The 17,411-nt window shown below is 62.2% G+C and carries 17 protein-coding genes and 1 tRNA gene; 4 read left to right on the top strand and 14 right to left on the bottom strand.

Features of this window, described 5'->3' with window-relative positions; all coding sequences use genetic code 11:
• Positions 1–18: 18 nt before the first annotated feature.
• From QN222_RS11025 to QN222_RS11000, 6 genes are all read right to left on the bottom strand, one after another.
• The gene (locus tag QN222_RS11025; protein ID WP_283965970.1) at positions 19–1,014 is read right to left on the bottom strand and encodes an ABC transporter substrate-binding protein; all 996 of its coding nucleotides are present in this window, start codon (positions 1,012–1,014) and stop codon (positions 19–21) included.
• Positions 1,015–1,082: 68 nt separating this feature from the next.
• A complete protein-coding gene (locus tag QN222_RS11020; protein WP_284005425.1) occupies positions 1,083–1,907 on the bottom strand; it encodes an NAD(P)-dependent oxidoreductase in 825 nt (274 codons plus the stop codon).
• Positions 1,908–1,927: 20 nt separating this feature from the next.
• Positions 1,928–3,697 carry a hydantoinase B/oxoprolinase family protein gene (locus tag QN222_RS11015; RefSeq protein ID WP_283965725.1) on the bottom strand — a complete coding sequence of 590 codons (1,770 nt, stop codon included), beginning with the start codon at positions 3,695–3,697 and terminating at the stop codon, positions 1,928–1,930.
• Entirely contained in the window at positions 3,697–5,757 is a 2,061-nt protein-coding gene (locus tag QN222_RS11010) for a hydantoinase/oxoprolinase family protein (RefSeq protein ID WP_283965724.1), read from the bottom strand. Before QN222_RS11010 ends, QN222_RS11015 begins: the two co-directional genes overlap by 1 nt.
• 178 nt (positions 5,758–5,935) lie before the next feature.
• On the bottom strand, positions 5,936–6,871 hold the full coding sequence (locus QN222_RS11005) for a LysR family transcriptional regulator (protein WP_283965723.1): 936 nt from the start codon (positions 6,869–6,871) through the stop codon (positions 5,936–5,938).
• Positions 6,872–6,882: 11 nt separating this feature from the next.
• Positions 6,883–7,941: a LysR family transcriptional regulator gene (locus QN222_RS11000; RefSeq protein ID WP_284005424.1), complete on the bottom strand. Its 1,059-nt coding sequence runs from the start codon at positions 7,939–7,941 to the stop codon at positions 6,883–6,885.
• Between the two features lie 256 nt (positions 7,942–8,197).
• Here QN222_RS11000 and QN222_RS10995 point away from each other — a divergent pair, with 256 nt between their 5' ends.
• Positions 8,198–8,359: a hypothetical protein gene (locus QN222_RS10995; RefSeq protein ID WP_283965721.1), complete on the top strand. Its 162-nt coding sequence runs from the start codon at positions 8,198–8,200 to the stop codon at positions 8,357–8,359.
• 311 nt (positions 8,360–8,670) lie between these two features.
• On the opposite strand, the gene QN222_RS10990 is transcribed toward QN222_RS10995, so the two are convergent.
• Positions 8,671–8,746 (bottom strand) — tRNA-Ile (locus QN222_RS10990).
• A 153-nt stretch (positions 8,747–8,899) separates the two neighbouring features.
• Here QN222_RS10990 and QN222_RS10985 point away from each other — a divergent pair.
• Complete coding sequence (locus QN222_RS10985) at positions 8,900–9,685, top strand: SIMPL domain-containing protein (RefSeq protein ID WP_283965720.1); 786 nt, start codon at positions 8,900–8,902, stop codon at positions 9,683–9,685.
• Between the two features lie 286 nt (positions 9,686–9,971).
• On the opposite strand, the gene QN222_RS10980 is transcribed toward QN222_RS10985, so the two are convergent.
• From QN222_RS10980 to QN222_RS10965, 4 genes are all read right to left on the bottom strand, one after another.
• Complete coding sequence (locus QN222_RS10980; RefSeq protein WP_284005423.1) at positions 9,972–10,331, bottom strand: hypothetical protein; 360 nt, start codon at positions 10,329–10,331, stop codon at positions 9,972–9,974.
• A 268-nt stretch (positions 10,332–10,599) separates the two neighbouring features.
• Positions 10,600–11,004 (bottom strand): ketosteroid isomerase-related protein, encoded by a 405-nt coding sequence (locus QN222_RS10975; protein ID WP_283965430.1) that lies wholly within the window; start codon positions 11,002–11,004, stop codon positions 10,600–10,602.
• Positions 11,005–11,079: 75 nt separating this feature from the next.
• On the bottom strand, positions 11,080–11,502 hold the full coding sequence (locus QN222_RS10970) for a secondary thiamine-phosphate synthase enzyme YjbQ (protein ID WP_283965431.1): 423 nt from the start codon (positions 11,500–11,502) through the stop codon (positions 11,080–11,082).
• A gap of 240 nt (positions 11,503–11,742) precedes the next feature.
• Entirely contained in the window at positions 11,743–12,096 is a 354-nt protein-coding gene (locus QN222_RS10965; RefSeq protein ID WP_283965432.1) for a DUF1428 family protein, read from the bottom strand.
• A 217-nt stretch (positions 12,097–12,313) separates the two neighbouring features.
• Between QN222_RS10965 and QN222_RS10960 the strand changes: the two genes are divergently transcribed.
• Complete coding sequence (locus QN222_RS10960; protein WP_283965433.1) at positions 12,314–12,766, top strand: VOC family protein; 453 nt, start codon at positions 12,314–12,316, stop codon at positions 12,764–12,766.
• 7 nt (positions 12,767–12,773) lie between these two features.
• Here QN222_RS10960 and QN222_RS10955 read toward each other — a convergent pair whose 3' ends face one another.
• Positions 12,774–13,343: a transglycosylase SLT domain-containing protein gene (locus QN222_RS10955; protein ID WP_180938534.1), complete on the bottom strand. Its 570-nt coding sequence runs from the start codon at positions 13,341–13,343 to the stop codon at positions 12,774–12,776.
• 70 nt (positions 13,344–13,413) lie between these two features.
• Here QN222_RS10955 and QN222_RS10950 point away from each other — a divergent pair, with 70 nt between their 5' ends.
• Positions 13,414–14,244: a DUF2066 domain-containing protein gene (locus QN222_RS10950; RefSeq protein WP_283965434.1), complete on the top strand. Its 831-nt coding sequence runs from the start codon at positions 13,414–13,416 to the stop codon at positions 14,242–14,244.
• 79 nt (positions 14,245–14,323) lie between these two features.
• Here the strand turns inward: QN222_RS10950 and QN222_RS10945 are convergent, their stop codons facing one another.
• Complete coding sequence (locus tag QN222_RS10945; protein ID WP_283965435.1) at positions 14,324–14,617, bottom strand: GYD domain-containing protein; 294 nt, start codon at positions 14,615–14,617, stop codon at positions 14,324–14,326.
• Between the two features lie 284 nt (positions 14,618–14,901).
• Positions 14,902–16,962 (bottom strand): RNA polymerase sigma factor RpoD, encoded by a 2,061-nt coding sequence (gene rpoD, locus QN222_RS10940; RefSeq protein ID WP_283965436.1) that lies wholly within the window; start codon positions 16,960–16,962, stop codon positions 14,902–14,904.
• Positions 16,963–17,411: the final 449 nt, after the last annotated feature.

Below are 17,411 nucleotides of genomic sequence, written 5' to 3'. Positions count from 1 at the left end.
CCCGCCTTGTCCGCAGTTTCAGTCGAGCGCTTTGAAGAAGCCTTCGCTGTCAAGCGCATCGAGCGTGCTTGTGTCGACTATCGATTCCGGCTTGACGGAGGCCGCAGCCGGCAGCGTTTTGGAAAGCTCCGCCAGGACGGCAGCCACACCCGGCATCGAGGGGCGCAGATCCTGCGGGAATACCTTCTCGGAATAGAAGCGGAACGCCTGTTCGACCGACGGTCCCTTCTCAAGTTTCAGGAACGACGCGGTTACCTCCATTGCGTCCTGCGGATTGGCACGGAAGCCGTGGAGGCCCTCGCCCATCGCCATGAAGAAGCGCTTGACGACGTCAGGGTGCCCGGAAAGGTAGTTCCGCGAGGTCACATAGGCGGTATTCGGGTAATCCTTGACGATCTCGGTCACGTCCACGAGCATCTTCGAGCCGGCATCGACTATTTCCTGGGTGCGCGGATATTGCGACATCAGCCCCTGGACCTGATGGCTTTCATAGGCAGCCGCCCGCGTTCCCTCGCCTCCGAGCTGCAGAATGTTGACATCCGTTGCCTCGAGGCCGAGGGACTTGAGCGCGAACTTGAGGGCGGTGTCGGTCGACGAGCCGAACTTGCTGATGGCGATGCTCTTGCCGCGCAGCTGATCGGCATTCTGGATCGAGGAATCGACGACAAGCTGGAACGGCAGTTTGTTGGCCATGCTGCCGATGATGACAACATCGGCGCCGGCAACGGCCGCCGAGATCGACGGGGTATAGCCGTTCTGGGCGATGTCGATCGAGCCGCCGACGAGCGCCTGGGTGAGCACCGAGCCACCCTCGACATAGACGAGATTGACGTCGAGGCCATGTTTCTTGAACAGGCCCTTGGCAAGCGTGTACTGGATCGGCGCGCTCGTCATGGTGAAACCGTCATAGGCGACATTCACCGTGGTCAAGGCTTCGTCCGCCGCCGCCGGCGACAAGGCGCCGGCAACGAGGCTCAACCCCGCTGCCAAAACTGTCTTCAATAGATTTTTCATGCTCTCCTCCCACGGTTGGTTCGCCCTCACCCGGCTCTCCTCCGAGCCCTGGATAAGGGTCACTGGATTCAGCTAAGCAGGCTCTGCATTCGTTCCTTGTTCATGGATTTCATGAGCTGGTCGACGAGACCGTTGAGCGGCAGAGGCAGCTTGACGCTCTGCGCAAGGTCTAGGGCGACATCCATGTCCTTCTCCGCCCATTTACCGGTGCTCTTGCCCCAGCGCGACAGCGACCAATTGGCACCGGAAGAATGCATCAGCGCGGAGACCAGCGTCGGCACGTCGGCGCCGAGTTGCTTAGCGAGGCTGAGCGCTTCAAAGTTAGCGCAAATGCAGGCCCAAAGCAGCATATTGTTGGTCGTCTTGGCGATCTGGCCGGTGCCGCTCGGCCCGATGTGCAGGATGTTGCTGCCGAAGGCCGAGAGCACAGGGCGCGCCTTCTCGAGCCATTTCGCCTCGCCGCCGACAAAGACCGTCAGCGTACCGTTGTCCGCCGCTTCCTGGCCGAGCACCACCGGCGTGTCGAGAATGCCGACGCCCTTCTCGGCCGCCTCGCGCTCAAGCTGCCGGCAGGTGTCCGGCGCGATCGAGCTCGCGATGCAGATCACCGATCCCGGCGCGAGCGAGGCGAGAAGTCCGCCATTGCCGATAACGTCGACGACCTGCTTGTCGGTCTGCACCATGACGACGACAACCTCGGCGCCGCTGCCGACCTCGCCGATATCCGCCATGGTCGGAATGCCGATCGCCTGCGACTTGGCCGTGGCCTCGGCCGAAACGTCATAACCGGCAACGGTGAAGCCCTTCTCCTTCAGGTGCCGGGCCATCTGGTAACCCATCGCACCCAAGCCGATCACGCCGGCCGTCGGTTTCGTGTTCACGATTCCATCCATTGTTTCCTCCTGATCTCGCTTCAAGCCGCCCCGGTCTTCGACCGCGCTGCTCGCAATCTCTGCGTCGCCTCGTCGTCGAGGCTCGGACCCTTTGGCCCCGCCACCAGCACCACGCCGTAGTCGCGTCCGGCCGCCTCGACCGAGACATACCCTTCCCTGACATCTGCAAGCACCGATGCCGGATCACGCGTCAGCGGATCGCCGTAGCCACCACCGCCCGGCGTTTCGAGTTCGAACACGTCGCCAGTCTGCAGCGGATAATCGGCGTAGCGCGAAGGCAGGCGCTTCCAGCCGTCTCCATCCGGGTTGATGCGGATGTCGCCCGTACGTCCCGGCAGGCCGTCGGCATAACCCTCGGCCGGAATGACGTGCTTGGTCGAGCGGATCGAGAAGCGTGCCTCGGTGAGGTTCAGATATTTGCGCCGGATACCGAGTCCGCCGCGGAATTTGCCCGCACCGCCGGAGTCGCGGATCAGCTCGAAGGCAAGCACCCGGGTCGGAAATTCGCTTTCGATGATCTCCACCGGTGCGATCTTGGCGTTGCTCTGGTTGACGGTCGTGCCCGAAGCCCCGTCGCGCGTCGAGCGCGCCCCTGCTCCGCCACCGACGATCTCGTACTGCACGTAGCTGCTGCCGGTATTCGTGCCGCGGCCGCCGAGGATGATCGACCGGCTGCCGCAGCCGTCCGCCCGCGAGCGTTCCGGCACCACTTGCCCGAGCGCCGCGAAGATCGCGTCGACGACGGCATGCACCGTCGGATTGTAGGTATTGACCGGGGCAGGATAACGCGGGTTCAGCACGCTTGAGGGCCGCGTTTCGACCGTGAAGGAGCGCAAAATACCGCTGGTGATGAAGATGTTCGGGTCCACCAGCGAGATCAGCGCGTAGGCGCAGGCCGCCTGGACGAGCGGCGGACGGATATTCGCCGGCCCCCGCGTCTGGTCGGCCGAGCCGGTGAAGTCGAAGCGGATGGTGTCACCCGCCTTTTCCACCCGGACGTGGATGCGCACCGGCTTCGACAGTTCGACGCCATCGTCGTCGACAAAGCGCTCGGCCTCGAAGACACCGTCCTTCCAGGTATCGATGATCGCCCGCATCCGCCGCTCGGCGATGTCGCCAAGTTCGTTGAAGGCGGCGATGCATTTCGATGAGCCGAACTTTTCCAGAAGGGCGGCAAGTCGGCGCTCGCCGAGGCGCGCGGAGCCCAGCTGGCCGCGAATGTCGCCGAGCACCAGTTCCGGCGTGCGGCTGTTGGCAGCAATGATCTTCTCGACATCGCCGAAGGGCAGGTAATTGCGGTGGTAGCGCACCGGCGGCAATTGCAGGCCTTCGTTGAAGACTTCACGGGCCTGGCCCGAGCAGCTTCCCGGCACCGGGCCGCCGATATCGCCCTTGTGCGCAATGCTGGCGCAGAAGGCCACCAGGGTGTCGTCGAAGAAGAGCGGCGTGATCACCGCCATGTCCGGCGCATGTGGGCTGCCGCCCTCGTAAGGGTCGTTGATCAGGAATGCGTCGCCGGGCGCGATGTCGCCGGCAAAGGCGCGCAGCACCGCCTGCGTGCAGGCCGGGAAAGCGCCGATATGCAGCGGCAGGACCACGTGCTGGGCGATGACCGCCGCGTTGGCGTCGAGCAGCGCGCAGGAGGCATCCTGCGATTCCCGGATGATGGTGGAAAAGCCGGTGCGGAACAGCGAGTTCTGCATTTCCTGCACGATGCCGCCGAGGCTCGCGCGGATCACTTCAAGTTCGACGGCAGTGGGTCTGCCAAGCGAAGCGTTACGCTGCAGCATCACGCGACCTCCGTTACGATGAGATTCTTGAATTCGTCGACCCTAACCCGTTGGCCCGGCAGGATGACGGTCGTGCAGTCGAACTGTTCCACGACGGCCGGCCCGGTGAAGACGAGCCCGACATCGAGACGTTCGCGCTGGTAGACGGCGCAGTCGAGGTTTTCGCCGTCGAAGCGGACCGGGCGGCGGCCGAGGAAAGCATCGGCAAGCGTTCCGCCGCCCGGCTGGTAGCGCTTGGCATTGACCGGCGGCACCAGGCCGACCGCCTTCACCCGGTAGGAGACGATCTCTACGGATTCGCCCGAAGCCTTGTGGCCGAACATCACTTCGTGCTCCGCATCGAAAGCGCTGCGCACGGCATCGACATCCGCAGCATCGGCAAGCGCGCCGATCGGAACGGTCAGTTCGTACCCCTGCCCGGCATAGCGAAGATCGAGAGCCCGCTCGATACGGATGCGGTCCGCCGGGAAGCCTTCCTCGGCAAGATCGGCAAGCCCCTGCGCTTCCATGCCGGCAAATATCGCGTTGAGTTCGCTCGCCGGGGCGCCGTCGAGTGGTGTCAGCCGTGAGCGCACATAGTCGTGCGTGACATCCGACATCACCAGGCCCATAGCCGAGAAGACGCCCGCATGCAGCGGCACGACGAGACCGGCCATGCCGAGTTCACGGGCGATGCGGGCGGCATGCAGCGGACCGGCGCCGCCGAAGGGCAGCAGCATGAAGTCGCGCAGGTCGTGGCCGCGCATCGTCGAGATAGCCTTGATCGCCTCCTCCATCTTGACGTTGATGATCCGGACGATGCCTTCGGCCGCTTCGGGCACGTCCATGCCGAGCGGGCCGGCCACATGGGCATCCACGGCCTGCCGCGCCTTCTGCGCGTCGAGGCGCATCTTGCCGCCGAGGAAGTTTTCTTCCGAGAGATAGCCGAGCAGCAGGTTGCAGTCGGTGATGGTCGGCTTGGTGCCGCCGCGGCTGTAGCAAGCAGGACCCGGTATAGCGCCGGCGCTTTCCGGCCCGACCTGGAGGACGCCGAAACGGTCGACTTCGGCGATCGTGCCGCCGCCGGCGCTGACCGTGTTGATATCCATCATCGGCATGGCGATGTCGCGGCCCTCGACCTTGCCGCGGTTGGCGATCACCGGCGTGCCGTTCTTGATCAAGGCCACGTCGCAGGACGTGCCGCCCATGTCGAAGGTGACGATGTCGTGGTAGCCGGTCGAGCGCGCCATTGCGACGCTGGCGGTCACGCCACCTGCCGGACCTGAAAGCACCGTCGTGACGCCCTTTTTCGCCGTCGCCTCGAAGGTCGCCATGCCCCCGTTCGACTGCATGATGTATTTCTGCGGCGTCTTCACGCCCGCCGCTTCCAGCCGGTCGGCAAGCCGCGCGATATAGCGGGCGAGAACCGGCTGCAGGTAAGCATTGATCACCGTCGTGCTCAGCCGATGATATTCCCGGATCTGCGGCACGATTTCCGACGAAAGCGACACTTCGCAGCCCGGCAGTTCCTCGCGGACAATCTCACGGATCCGCTCCTCGTGGCGCGGATAGAGGAACGAGAAGAGCAGGCAGACGGCAACGGATTCGACCCCTTGGCCGCGGAGTTCGGCAAGCGTCTCGCGAAGTGCTGCTTCGTCGAGCTCGGCAAGGACGCTGCCGTCGTGGACCACCCGCTCCGATACTTCGCCGGTCAGCGACGGAAGCACGATCGGCGCGGGCTTTTCATAGAGGATGTCGAAGATCGCCGGCCCATGCGGACGCGCCTGTTCGCCGACTTCGTAGATACCGCGAAAACCTTTGGTCACCAGAAGTCCGGTCTTCGCCCCCTTGCCTTCCAGAATTGCGTTCGTCCCGACCGTCGTGCCATGGCAGAAATAGCTGACGTCGTCCGGGCGCACGCCGCGCTCCAGGAGAATATCGATCCCGGACAGGATTGCCCGCGACGGGTCGTCCGGCGTCGACGGAACCTTTGAAATCGACGTCTCTCCCGTCGTTTCGTCGAGATAGACAAAGTCCGAAAACGTCCCGCCGGTGTCGACGGTCACGCGATAGCCTCCCATGCGGCAGCCTCCCTGAATGCGCTCCAAACGGCCCGATATTCCGGCCGCCCGGCGCTCTCTCCTGACCGCGCCGGATTTGATATATGGCAAGCCTAGTGACGCGAAGACGGCCTGTCCAAGACCGTTGAAAGCGGCGAGCTATAAGTTTTTCGCTATGGCTGGGTGATGCCGCTGGGGGTCAGGAAGACGTCCCGGCGGTCTCGAAACGCGGATCGACGATGATCGCGTAAGGGGCCGAGGCGCGGCAGATGTGGCGAACCACGTCCTTCAGGAACGGTCCGATGAGTTCGTCTTCCAGAAGCGAGCGCTCCTCGCGCCGGCTCACCATGTAGAGTGTGCGGCTCGGCACGGGACGCTCTATCCTGCGGATGGCGAAGACGCCGCGACTGATGCCGTCGGCGACGCTGCCATAGGGCAGAAGGCTGGCGCCGCCTTCGGCGATGCGCGCCCGGATCGCCGGCACCGACTGCATGTCCGAAACGATGCGCGGCTCGAGCGAGAGGCGCTGGGCCATGCGGCGGACAAGGGTGACTATGCCACGCTCACCGGCGAAGAAGAGCTCCTCTTGAAGAGCATCGGCAAAGCTGATGGGGCTGTCGTCCGACGCATTGGCCCGCGCCGTCACGAACAGCAGTTCGTCCTCGATCACTGCCTCCCGCACCAGGCCTGGACGTCCCTCGACGTCGTAGGCGAAAGCGAGGTCGATCTCCTTGCGCTCGAGCGCGGCGATCAGCGCGAAGCTCAGTTCCTCGACCAGTTTCAAGGATGTCGCCGGCAGCTTCGCCCCCGCCGCGATCAACACGTCGGCCCCGACAAGGCGCATATGGCTCGGTGTCAGGCCGATGACAAAAGGCCTCGGCGCCGGGCTGCCGGCGGCGGAGCGGACGTCCGTGAGCGTCCGTTCAAGAAATCGCTCGAGTTCGTTATAGCGCTCGTACAGCACCTCGCCGGCCTTCGTCGGCACCACGCCGCGCGAATGCCGCTCAAACAGGCTGACACCGATCTCGCGTTCGAGGTCGCGAATCTGAATGCTGATCGCGGTCTGGGCAAGCTTGAGCTGGGCCGCCGCATGCGACATGCCGCCGGTTTTGACCACCATCGCGAAATAGCGCAACTGCCGAAGGTTTATGGCTCAACCTCCCCATGTCGACGTGGCAGGACGCTGCCGATCAGGCTGCCGTATGGCCCCATCCTCTCGGCAAGCCGCCCAATCATCCTGTCGAGAAAAGCGAGCAGCGCCGTCTCGTGAACGAAAGACACGGCATCCGACATGCGGTTGAGGAAGAGCGTGCGCTTCATGGACGGCTGGCGGATCGGACAGGCGACGATCAGCCCCTGCTGGATTTCCTCCGCCACCACCCCATAGGGCACCACGCTGGTGGCCGCTCCCCGCGCGACCAGCGTCTTGATCGCCGGCATCGACTGCACCTCGAAGGCGACGTTTACGGGAAGCTTTTGCCGGCCGGCGACGTCGTGGATCAACCGCCAGACGATATCGCGGTCGCTGACGAGCGCGAGGTCGGTGCGGATCGCCTCCTCGAAGGAGATCGATTCCCCGAGCACACCGGACCCGGCACCCGCGACGAACAGCAATTCCTCCTCGATCAGCGCCGTCGCGGCAAGCCCGGGACGGTTCTCGAACTCATAGGCAAGCGCAATATCGAGCTCGCCGCGCATGAGCGCGTCGATCAGGATGAAGCTCAACTCCTCGACGACGCGGAACGAAACGTCCGGGATCTCGTCGCGGGCGGCAAGGAGGAGTTCCGGGCCGATCAAAGCCTGGATGCTGGGCGTAACGCCGAGATTGACAACCTCTCGCCTCGCCGCCCCATGCGCCATCACCTCCCGGCGCGCCTCCTCGACGGAACTGAGAATGGCAAGCGCATGCCGGTGCAAGACTTCTCCCGGCTCGGTCAGCGAAATGCCGCGCGAATGGCGCACAAAAAGCCGGACGCCGAGCGATTCTTCCAGATGCCTGATCTGCTGGCCGAGCGCCGTCTGCGCGACATTCATGCTTTCCGACGCCCGGGTGATATTCCCGGTCTCGACCACCTTCACGAAATAACGAAGCTGCCTGAGGTTAATGGTCTCCTCCCAAATCCGCGCCCGAGGCAATGCTATCGCTCGCAGCGCTGAGCGCGCAATGGCATTTTTTCTACAGCGCCGGCGGCTTATCAGACGCACCAAGGACGCTGTGGCACTTTGAATTGCTGCATGTTTTATCCTTAAATCGGGTGCGATCTAAAGGAAACATGCAGCGGGCTTCGCCCGGCCTTTCTCTGCCATCGAGATCTATCTAGGACTTTAGTCCGATAAAGACATGGGCCAATGGTCTTAGCCCAATTTGGCCTTATCCCATTGAGCGCGCTCCGTAATCCTTGACTGCAACCTGCTCTGTGAGACCCTTCAATCCCATGGTTGTAGTGCGTAGGAGGGGACAATGATCTTCGACGACGATGTTGAGTTGGCGCTCGCTCTGGCCTGCGAAGAACTCCAGATGACCCGAGACGAGATAATCCGCCTCATCCTTCGTGAGTGGCTGGAGCAGTACGGCTTTATCGATGGGTTGGACGAAGACAACGATACAAAAGGCAGCGCGTGAGAGAACTTTAGATCAATGTGGTAGCGAGAGACCTGTAATTCAGTCCTGGAAGACCGCACGCAATGGCCCCGCCCGGCCCCGAGGGCATCGCTCTGAGACTACCTCCCCCGCCAGATTCGGGACGTGCTCGGCCACTGATCGATGCGCGAGTCCGATACGTATATTCCGCATGGCCAACCGCAAGCGGCTTTCCACGAACGCGCTTTCCGCCATTGAGGAGCGCGAAACGTGGCGGGCCATGAGACCCGGTTATCAGTTGCCAGGTAGGCCCTTGGGAAACTTTCAAAATTCCTGAATAAAATCAAAGATAATGGTGGGCCCGGAGGGACTCGAACCCCCAACCAAGCGGTTATGAGCCGCCGGCTCTAACCATTGAGCTACAGGCCCGTGCCGGTCGTCTGCCGGCTGACCGCGAACCAATGGTAATTCGCGGGTCGCAATGGCTCTAGCGGAAAACCTTTTTGACGACAAGCCATTGCCGCAATGCCTACACAATCGATAAGCAAGAGTTCGGCATAAAACAACCGGAGAGAAATAACCATGATTTCTACACGCATCGCCCGCACGGTTCATGTCGCTGCCATGGCCGCTGCTTTTGCCGGCGCTTTTGCGGCCGCCGCTGTGGCGGACGAGAGCAATGCCAACAAGGGCGCAAGCAACGCGCGTCCCGAAGGCGTGCGGGGCCGGCAGGCGCTGATCAAGGTCTCCGGTGAGGGCCGCGCAACCGCAGCGCCCGACATGGCGATCGTGCAATTGAGCGTCGTCAAGGACGCGAAGACCGCGCGCGAAGCGCTCGACGCCAACAACAAGGCGATGGCGGAGGTGCTCTCGGCGCTCAAGCAAGGCGGCATTGCCGAGCGCGACCTGCAGACCAGCGGCTTCGCCATCAACCCGCAATACAACTTCCCGCAGGGCAACGACGGCACCAACCGGCCGCCGGAACTCATCGGCTATCAGGTCGTCAACGGCGTTACCGTGCGCGTGCGGGATCTGAGCACCCTCGGCGAGGTCCTCGACAAGTCCGTGACCCTCGGCATCAACCAGGGTGGCGGCATCGAATTCACCAAGGACAAGCCCGACGAAGTCATCACCGAGGCCCGCAAGGCGGCAGTGGCCGACGCGATCGTCAAGGCGAAGGTGCTGGCGGAGGCGGCCGGCGTCTCGCTCGGCCGGCTGATCGAGATTTCGGAACAGGCTTCCCGCCCGGAACCGGTTCCGATGGTGCGCAGCATGGCCAAAGAGTTCGCCGCCGATGCCGTTCCGATCGCAACCGGCGAAAACGCCTACAACGTCACCGTCAACGTGACCTTCGCCATCGAGCAGTGATGCCGGTAGAAATCCTGCCGCATGTTTCCCTAAATCAGCGCCGATCTAGGGATACGAACATGCAGCAGCTCAAAGTGCCACAGCGACCTTTGCGCTAAGACGCGCGGCGCTGTAGGCGGGCACTTCCTGTTTCGCGCCAACTTCAAAGTGATCCTTCGCGGAAAAAACAACAGACAAGCCCCGGCGAATTGCATCGCGCGGGGCTTTTCGAATCAAAAGCCCCTCACGGTTTCCGTGAGGGGCGCATTTCCGCCGGCCGGGGGAGACGAGACGGAAATCCGGCAGCTTACCAGCGGCCGATCACCGGGCAGCCGCGCACATTGGCGAAGATGATCGCCTGGCGGTCACCATGGCGGCGGCCCTCGACGACGACCTGGCGCCGCGCGACATTGGCGACATGGGCCCGGCGCAGGCCGCGGTCACGTGCCTTTTCGACGGCAAGCCACGGGTCACAACGGCCGCGGCGCTCGCCGTCCCAGCGGGGGCGATCCCGGCGCCAGTCGCGATCATAGTCACGGTATTGGACGCCCTGCGGCGAGCCGAACTCGAATATCACCGATTCAGCGGAAGCCGTGGTGGCGGCACCGGCAAGACCGGTGAGCCCGATGACGGCAGCAACCGCGGCATTGACGAGGAATTTTCTCATAGCGTTTCTCCGGTAGCAAAGGGTTCAAAATTGGCGATTACCGCTCTCGACGATTGAGCCAAACTTAGACCGGGCAAACTGAACGCTACCGGAACCCTCCGTTCATGCGCTGTTCAGGTTGATGAAGCCCGCATGGACCAAACGGCAAGCAAAGCGATTCGCTGCCTTCCGACCGCGCCGCATTCGTCCGCCCCGGATACAGCGACCTTTGCGCGTCCGATAAGGCGCGCGGCGCTGTAGACGTTCAGCATGTTACGCGGGAGGCGGCTCAGCCCTGCAGTTCGCGCTCGAAGATGCGGAGATTGCGGTAGTGGCTGAGGCGTGTGATGGCACCGTCCTCGACTTCGAAGATGAAAACGCTCGGAATGGCGTAGCTCTGGCCCGAAGCCGTTGGAAAACCCGACATGGTCTTGCGATAGGTGCCGCGTGCAGTCATGTCGGCGGCAACCCGCTGCCCGAAGGCATCATGCATCAGCACGATATCGCTGAACGTTTCGTCGAAATGGTGCAGATAGTTCATGATCCAGGCCCTCAACGGACCGACGCCCACGGTTCGCTGGCCGGTCAGCGAATCAAGCGCGACGTCCTCGTCGACGAGCCGGGAAAGCGCGTCGAAATCGCGGCTGTTGACCGCCTCGATGAAACGGCTCGCGATGGTCTGGGCGTCTGTCATCGTCTTTCCCCGAAGCTGTGGCCACTCAACTCTACCGCAGATCAGGCCGCCGGAGCAGAGCTGCGTTGAGCCCCATCACGTGCCAAGATGCAGCACGATTTCGCGCCGGTGCGGGCGATCGCGGTGTTCGAACAGATAGATCCCCTGCCAGATGCCGAGCGTCATGCGCGCATCAGTTACCGGGATGCCGATCGAGACCTGGTTGAGCGCCGCCTTGATATGCGCCGGCATGTCGTCTGGTCCCTCCTGGGTGTGAACGATCCAGCGCATGGAGGGGTCCGACGATGGCGGCACCAGGCGACGAAAGAATTCATTGAGGTCGCGTTTCACGTCCGGGTCGGCGTTTTCCTGGATGAGCAAGGATGCGGACGTATGACGGACGAACACGGTGAGAAGCCCCTCCGCGACGCCTGATTGCCGCACGAAATCGGCGGCCGCATCTGTAAACTCGTAGAGTCCCTGCCCACGGGTTGCGATCGTGATGACGGTCTGCGGCATTGCGGCTCTTCCCGTTCGTCTTATCAGATGCTCAAAGGACGCTAAGCACCTTGAATTGCTGCATATCCTCAAATCGGCTGCGATTTAAGGAACATGCAATAGCGGCGACGAAGTCGTCCTTGAACGAATCAATTTAGGAAAAATATCCAATAGGTCAAAATCCGGGACAGCCCATGCGGGAACGAAAAGAGCGTAAGGGCCGCGTCTTGCCAGGTCGAGCGGCGCGGCCCTCCCTGCCCGCTACAGTTCCAGAAACGGCTCGAAGCCTCCATAAATCATGCGCTTGCCATCGAAGATAGACTTCCACTCGTCTCCCTGGAGCCGAGGATCGGCCATGACCTTGGCAACGACCGCGTCACGATCCTGGCGCGACCGATAGACGACCCAGGAGAAGACCACTGTCTCGTCCTCTTTCGCCTGCACGGCGCGCGGAAAGGATGTCAATTCTCCATAGGGCACGTCGTCGGCCAAGCACTCGACGTAGTTGAGCGCACCGTGTTCCTTCCAGACGTCGCCCGCCCGGCGCGCCAAGGCCTTGTAGTCCTCGACCTTCTCCTGCGGCACCGCGACGAGAAAACCATCAACATAGGGCATGTTCGTCTCCTCCTGTTTGGCTGGACAGGCAAAGGACGATCGAAGCGGAAAGGTTCCGACAGCGGATGATGATTTTTCTTCATCTTGCACGGTCCGCAGACAGGGGCCGCCTTGTCTGGCGTATGTGGGCGAATGGCGCAGAATGCGGTGATCGATTGTCGGAATACCCTCCTCCCATTCGTCCTTGATCCGTAACGACGATCAAGGGAGAACCACCATGCAGAAGATCACGCCGTTCCTCTGGTTCGACAACCAGCTGGAAGATGCCATCGAATTCTACACCTCCATTTTCCGCAACGCCCGCGTCAAGGACATCAAGCGTGGACCGGACGGCAAGGCCTTTACCGCGAACTTCGAGCTCGAGGGCCTGCAGTTCATGGGATTGAACGGCGGACCGCATTTCAAGTTCTCCGAGGCTATTTCGTTTCTCGTCCGGTGCAGCGACCAGGCAGAGGTCGACTATTATTGGGACCGGTTGATCGAGGGCGGCACGCCGCAGCAATGCGGCTGGCTGAAGGACCGTTACGGCGTTACCTGGCAGATCATTCCCGACGCGCTCATCCGGTATCTCAGCGACGCGGACAGCGCAAAGGCCGGCCGGGTGCAGCAGGCGATGATGGGCATGGTCAAGATCGATGTTGCGGGGTTGGACACCGCGGCAGCCGGCTAGATCTGGCTCACGAACCGCAGCCGCGCAGTTGCTGAGCGTAGAGCGTCGCCATGCCGGAAGCACGCTTTGCGCCCGTCTGCGCCGTTTGGCTCCAGTTGCCGCGCGCGTAGCCGCCGTGACCGTGGTAGTAGGCAATATAGAGCCGATAAGGGTCGTTGAGCGCGATGCCGTTCTGCTGGTGGCTTTGATTGTGGTACCAGGCGATGAAGCGGACAGCGTCGGCGAAATCTGTCCGGCGCGCCGTCCAGCGTCCGGTTTCAGACTGGTAGCGGGCCCAGGTGCCGTCGAGCGCCTGCGAATATCCATAGGCGGAGGAGACGCGCGTCCAGGGAATGAAGCCGAAGAGCTTTGTGCGCGGCGGCCTTGCGTTGTGCTGGAAACCGGATTCCGTGTAGATCGTCGCCATCAGCACCGGAACGGGCACGCCATATTCGCGCTCCGCCGCATAGGCGGCCCGACGCCAATTGTTGAAAAGACCGTCTCGCTGCTCGAAAACCGCGCAGGCGTTCCGGGTGTTTTTCGGCACCGTTCCGCAGCCGGCCAGCAACAGGAGGACGACGACAAAAACGCAACGCATCGCGGAACCTCTCGTTTGCGAGAGATTGATAAAGCGTAAATCTTAAGGATCGGTTTTGAGGCGACGTTGAATGACCGCCAGAATGACAGCCGTCCTGCCGCTTCTCGCCATGCTTGCCGGCGTGATCTCGTCGGGGATGGCACGAGCCACTAACGCGCAGGATCTTTACGTGAGCGACGCGATCGTCACCGGCACCGGCGAGGAAAACCGGGAGATCGGATTTCGTGAATGCCTGGAGGAAGTCCTCGTCAAGGTCTCCGGCGACCAGCGTGTGCTGGCCGCACCAGCGCTCGCGCCGCTCATTGAACGCGCCGGCAGCTTCGTCGCGTCCTTTGCCTATCGGGATCGGCTGGAGGGTATTCCGATCCACGACGAACAGGGCACGCACGACCGGCCGCATGATCTGACCTGTCGTTACGAGCCGGCAACGATAGACCGGTTGCTTGACGAGCTCGGAAGCAGGCCCTGGCCGCAGGCGCGCCCGAGGATTGCAGTCTTTCTTGCCGTCCACGACCAAAAGCGCAGCTTCATGCTGACGAGCGACGGCGAAGAGAGCCCCTACATGGCCGAGTCGCTCGCCGCCGCGACCGTGCCCCTCGCGCTTGAAGCAAGACTGCCGGATCGGAAAACGCTTACCCAGGAAAAGCTCGGCCTCGACTTCCTGTCGAGTGAACGGGCGCTACAGTTGGAACGGCTGGCAAAGGCGATCGGCGCGGACGTCGCGCTCGTCGGGACGATTTCCTGGAACGACGAGGCGCTCGGCTGGATTGCCGACTGGCAACTGACGGAAGACGCCGGGAAGAGGTATCGGTGGCAAATCCGCGGCGTCAGCTTCGACGACGCCTTTCGCAACGCGATCCGCGGCGCGGCGCAAATCCTGTCGGGCAACGGCGCGCCTTGACGTCCGGGCATCGAAGCCAAAATCATCTCACTGTTTCATTGAAACAGTGAGATGATCCAATTCCTTGACACGACGCAACCTAGCCGAGCGTGCCGATCAGTTCACGATAGGCGGCTTCCGGAAATGCCTTCAACGTGCGCGTGCGCACATTGCCATTCATCCCAAGCGTCAACGCAAACCGTGCTGCAACCGCGTCGTCGGGCGCTTCGCAGACTGCGACCATGTCGTATTCGCCCATGGTCAGGTAGAAGTCCTTGAAGGACCCGCCCATTTCGTTAAGCACCTTCCTAGCAGCATCCAGCCGCTTCGGAGACTCGCGTACGTTCTTGATACCCTGCTCGGTCCAATTGAGAAGCACGACATAAGTAGTCATCTCACACCTCCCCACAGAGCATCCCGCTTTCGGGGTGAAGGCGAACAAGATGCTCTGGATTCAAAGGACTAGCGCCGATGATGCGTTCATCGCATGGGCGCTCTGGTTCGCGCCCGCGGTGCGCCCTCCCTGCATCGCGGGCCCGCTGCAAGCCGCAAAGTATAATCCCGCGGTCATGCGCGAACAAGCGCGGCCGGAACAGGGTGCGTGCGCAAAAAGCGGAATGATGGGGGCATAAAAAAGCCGGGCTCGAGGCCCGGCTTTTTTGACTTTATCTGTTGCGCTTAGCTGTCAAGGAACGAGCGCAGCTTGCGCGAACGGCTCGGGTGCTTGAGCTTCCTCAGCGCCTTCGCTTCGATCTGACGGATACGTTCGCGGGTGACCGAGAACTGCTGGCCAACCTCTTCGAGCGTGTGGTCGGTGTTCATGCCGATGCCGAAGCGCATGCGCAGCACACGCTCCTCGCGCGGCGTCAGCGAAGCGAGAACGCGGGTCGTCGTTTCACGCAGATTCGCCTGGATGGCCGCGTCGATCGGCAGCAGTGCGTTCTTGTCCTCGATGAAATCGCCGAGGTGTGAATCTTCCTCGTCACCGACCGGCGTTTCGAGCGAGATCGGCTCCTTGGCGATCTTCAGCACCTTGCGCACCTTCTCGAGCGGCATGGCGAGCTTTTCGGCCAGTTCTTCCGGCGTCGGCTCGCGGCCGATCTCGTGCAGCATCTGGCGCGAGGTACGGACGATCTTGTTGATCGTCTCGATCATGTGCACCGGAATGCGGATGGTGCGGGCCTGGTCGGCGATCGAACGGGTGATCGCCTGCCGGATCCACCACGTGGCGTAGGTCGAGAACTTGTAGCCGCGGCGGTACTCGAACTTGTCTACCGCCTTCATCAGGCCGATGTTGCCTTCCTGAATGAGATCCAGGAACTGCAGGCCGCGGTTCGTGTACTTCTTGGCGATCGAAATGACGAGACGCAGGTTGGCCTCGACCATCTCCTTCTTGGCGATGCGCGCCTCGCGCTCGCCCTTCTGCACCATCGAGACGATGCGGCGGAACTCGGCGATGGAAATGCCGGTCTCGGTCGCGAGATTCTGGATCTCCTGGCGGATATCGCGGATCGTCTGGTTTTCGGCCTTGGCAAACTCCTTCCAGCCCTTGCCGGCGAGGTTGCTGATCGACTTCATCCAGTTCGGGTCGAGCTCGGCGCCCGAATACTGTTCCAGGAACGAGTCGCGCTTGACGCCGTAGGATTCGGCAAGGCGCAACAGCCGGCCTTCGTTCTGCATCAGCCGCTTCGAAATGTCGTAAAGCTGCTCGACCAGCGCATCGATGCGGTTCTGGTTGAGCGACAGCGACTTCACCGCCTTGATCAGCTCGTCCTTCAGCTCCTTGTAGCGGCGCTCCTGCGCCGGCGACAGCGTGCCGGTCGCGGCAAGGCGTGCTTCCACCTGCTGGTCCTGCAGCTTGCGGAGCTTCTTGTAGGTCTCGGCGATGATGTCGAGCGTTTCCATCACCTGCGGGCGCAGTTCCGCTTCCATCGCGGCGAGCGAGAGGTTCGATTCGTCATCGTCCTCTTCTTCTTCCTCGGGCGGCTGGCCATCGCCGCCGACATTGGTTATGTCGTCGTCATTGGCAGCGGCTGCGCGCGTCTTGCGCACCTTTTCCTTCTCTTCGGCCGCCTTGCGGTCAGCCTCGATCTTTTCCGGGCTCTGGAACTGCGGGGCAGCCTTCGCCTCGGGACCGGAGTAGGTCGTTTCGAGATCGATGATCTCGCGCAGAAGCGTCTGGCCCTCGTTCAGTTCATCGCGCCAGATGATCAGCGCCTGGAAGGTAAGCGGGCTCTCACAGAGACCGGCAATCATCGTCTCGCGGCCGGCCTCGATGCGCTTGGCGATCGCAATTTCGCCTTCGCGGGAGAGAAGTTCGACCGATCCCATCTCGCGCAGATACATACGCACCGGATCGTCGGTGCGATCGGTCGGCTCCTTCTTCTTGCCGGTCGCAAGCGCCGTGCCGCTCGACGTGGTGAGTTCACCGCCCTCGCCGTCGCCGTCGTCGCTGCTGTCTTCGTCGTCGCCGCCACTGGCGGCTTCCTCGGCTTCTTCATCCTCGATGACGTTGATGCCCATGTCGGAAAGCATGGCCATCGTGTCTTCGATCTGTTCGGAGGTGACTTCCTCGGACGGCAGGACTGAATTCAGTTCGTCCATCGTCACATAGCCGCGCTTCTTGGCGGCCTTGATCATCTTCTTGACAGCGTCGTCGGAAAGGTCGAGAAGCGGGCCGTCCGGAGCGCCTTCGCGTTCAACGTCTGCTTCTTCGTTTTCTTTGACTTTAGTTGCCATTTATTCGTCGCTTTCCTTGTCGCAACCAGCGTGAGCCTGGTGCCAATGCCGCTTCGGGGTCCGGGCGCCGCGCACCCGCCACCGACTCATTTCCCCTGACGTAACGGGATGATGTTTAATTCCTGATTAACCACGACAACGATCGCGGTTGAGCTGGCAGGCCTCGACAGCCCTGCCACTGAAACGTCTCAGGCATGATTTTCCTATCCGCCGTACCGTGTCGCCATTTCTGCTTGAAATGGTGATTCCCAGAATTTTTGATCCCGTCAAGCATTTCCGGCGAAAAACCGCGTAAATCGGCAAAAAACGCTTCTCCGCGGGTTTTTGCGCTGTTTATCAGCTTTCGCTCAAGATGTAGGGACGGTCCAAAAAAAGACAAGGGCGGCGCTGGTTTTCCAGGGCTGAAGTCAGGAAGCCGGCCGCAGGGGCGACCTGCGGGGGGCTAACCA

Source organism: Sinorhizobium sp. 6-70 (assembly GCF_030124375.1).
In the GTDB taxonomy this organism is placed as follows: Bacteria; Pseudomonadota; Alphaproteobacteria; order Rhizobiales; family Rhizobiaceae; genus Sinorhizobium.
Note: the sequence above shows the minus strand (reverse complement) of the source record. Positions and strands in the feature narration are given on the sequence as shown.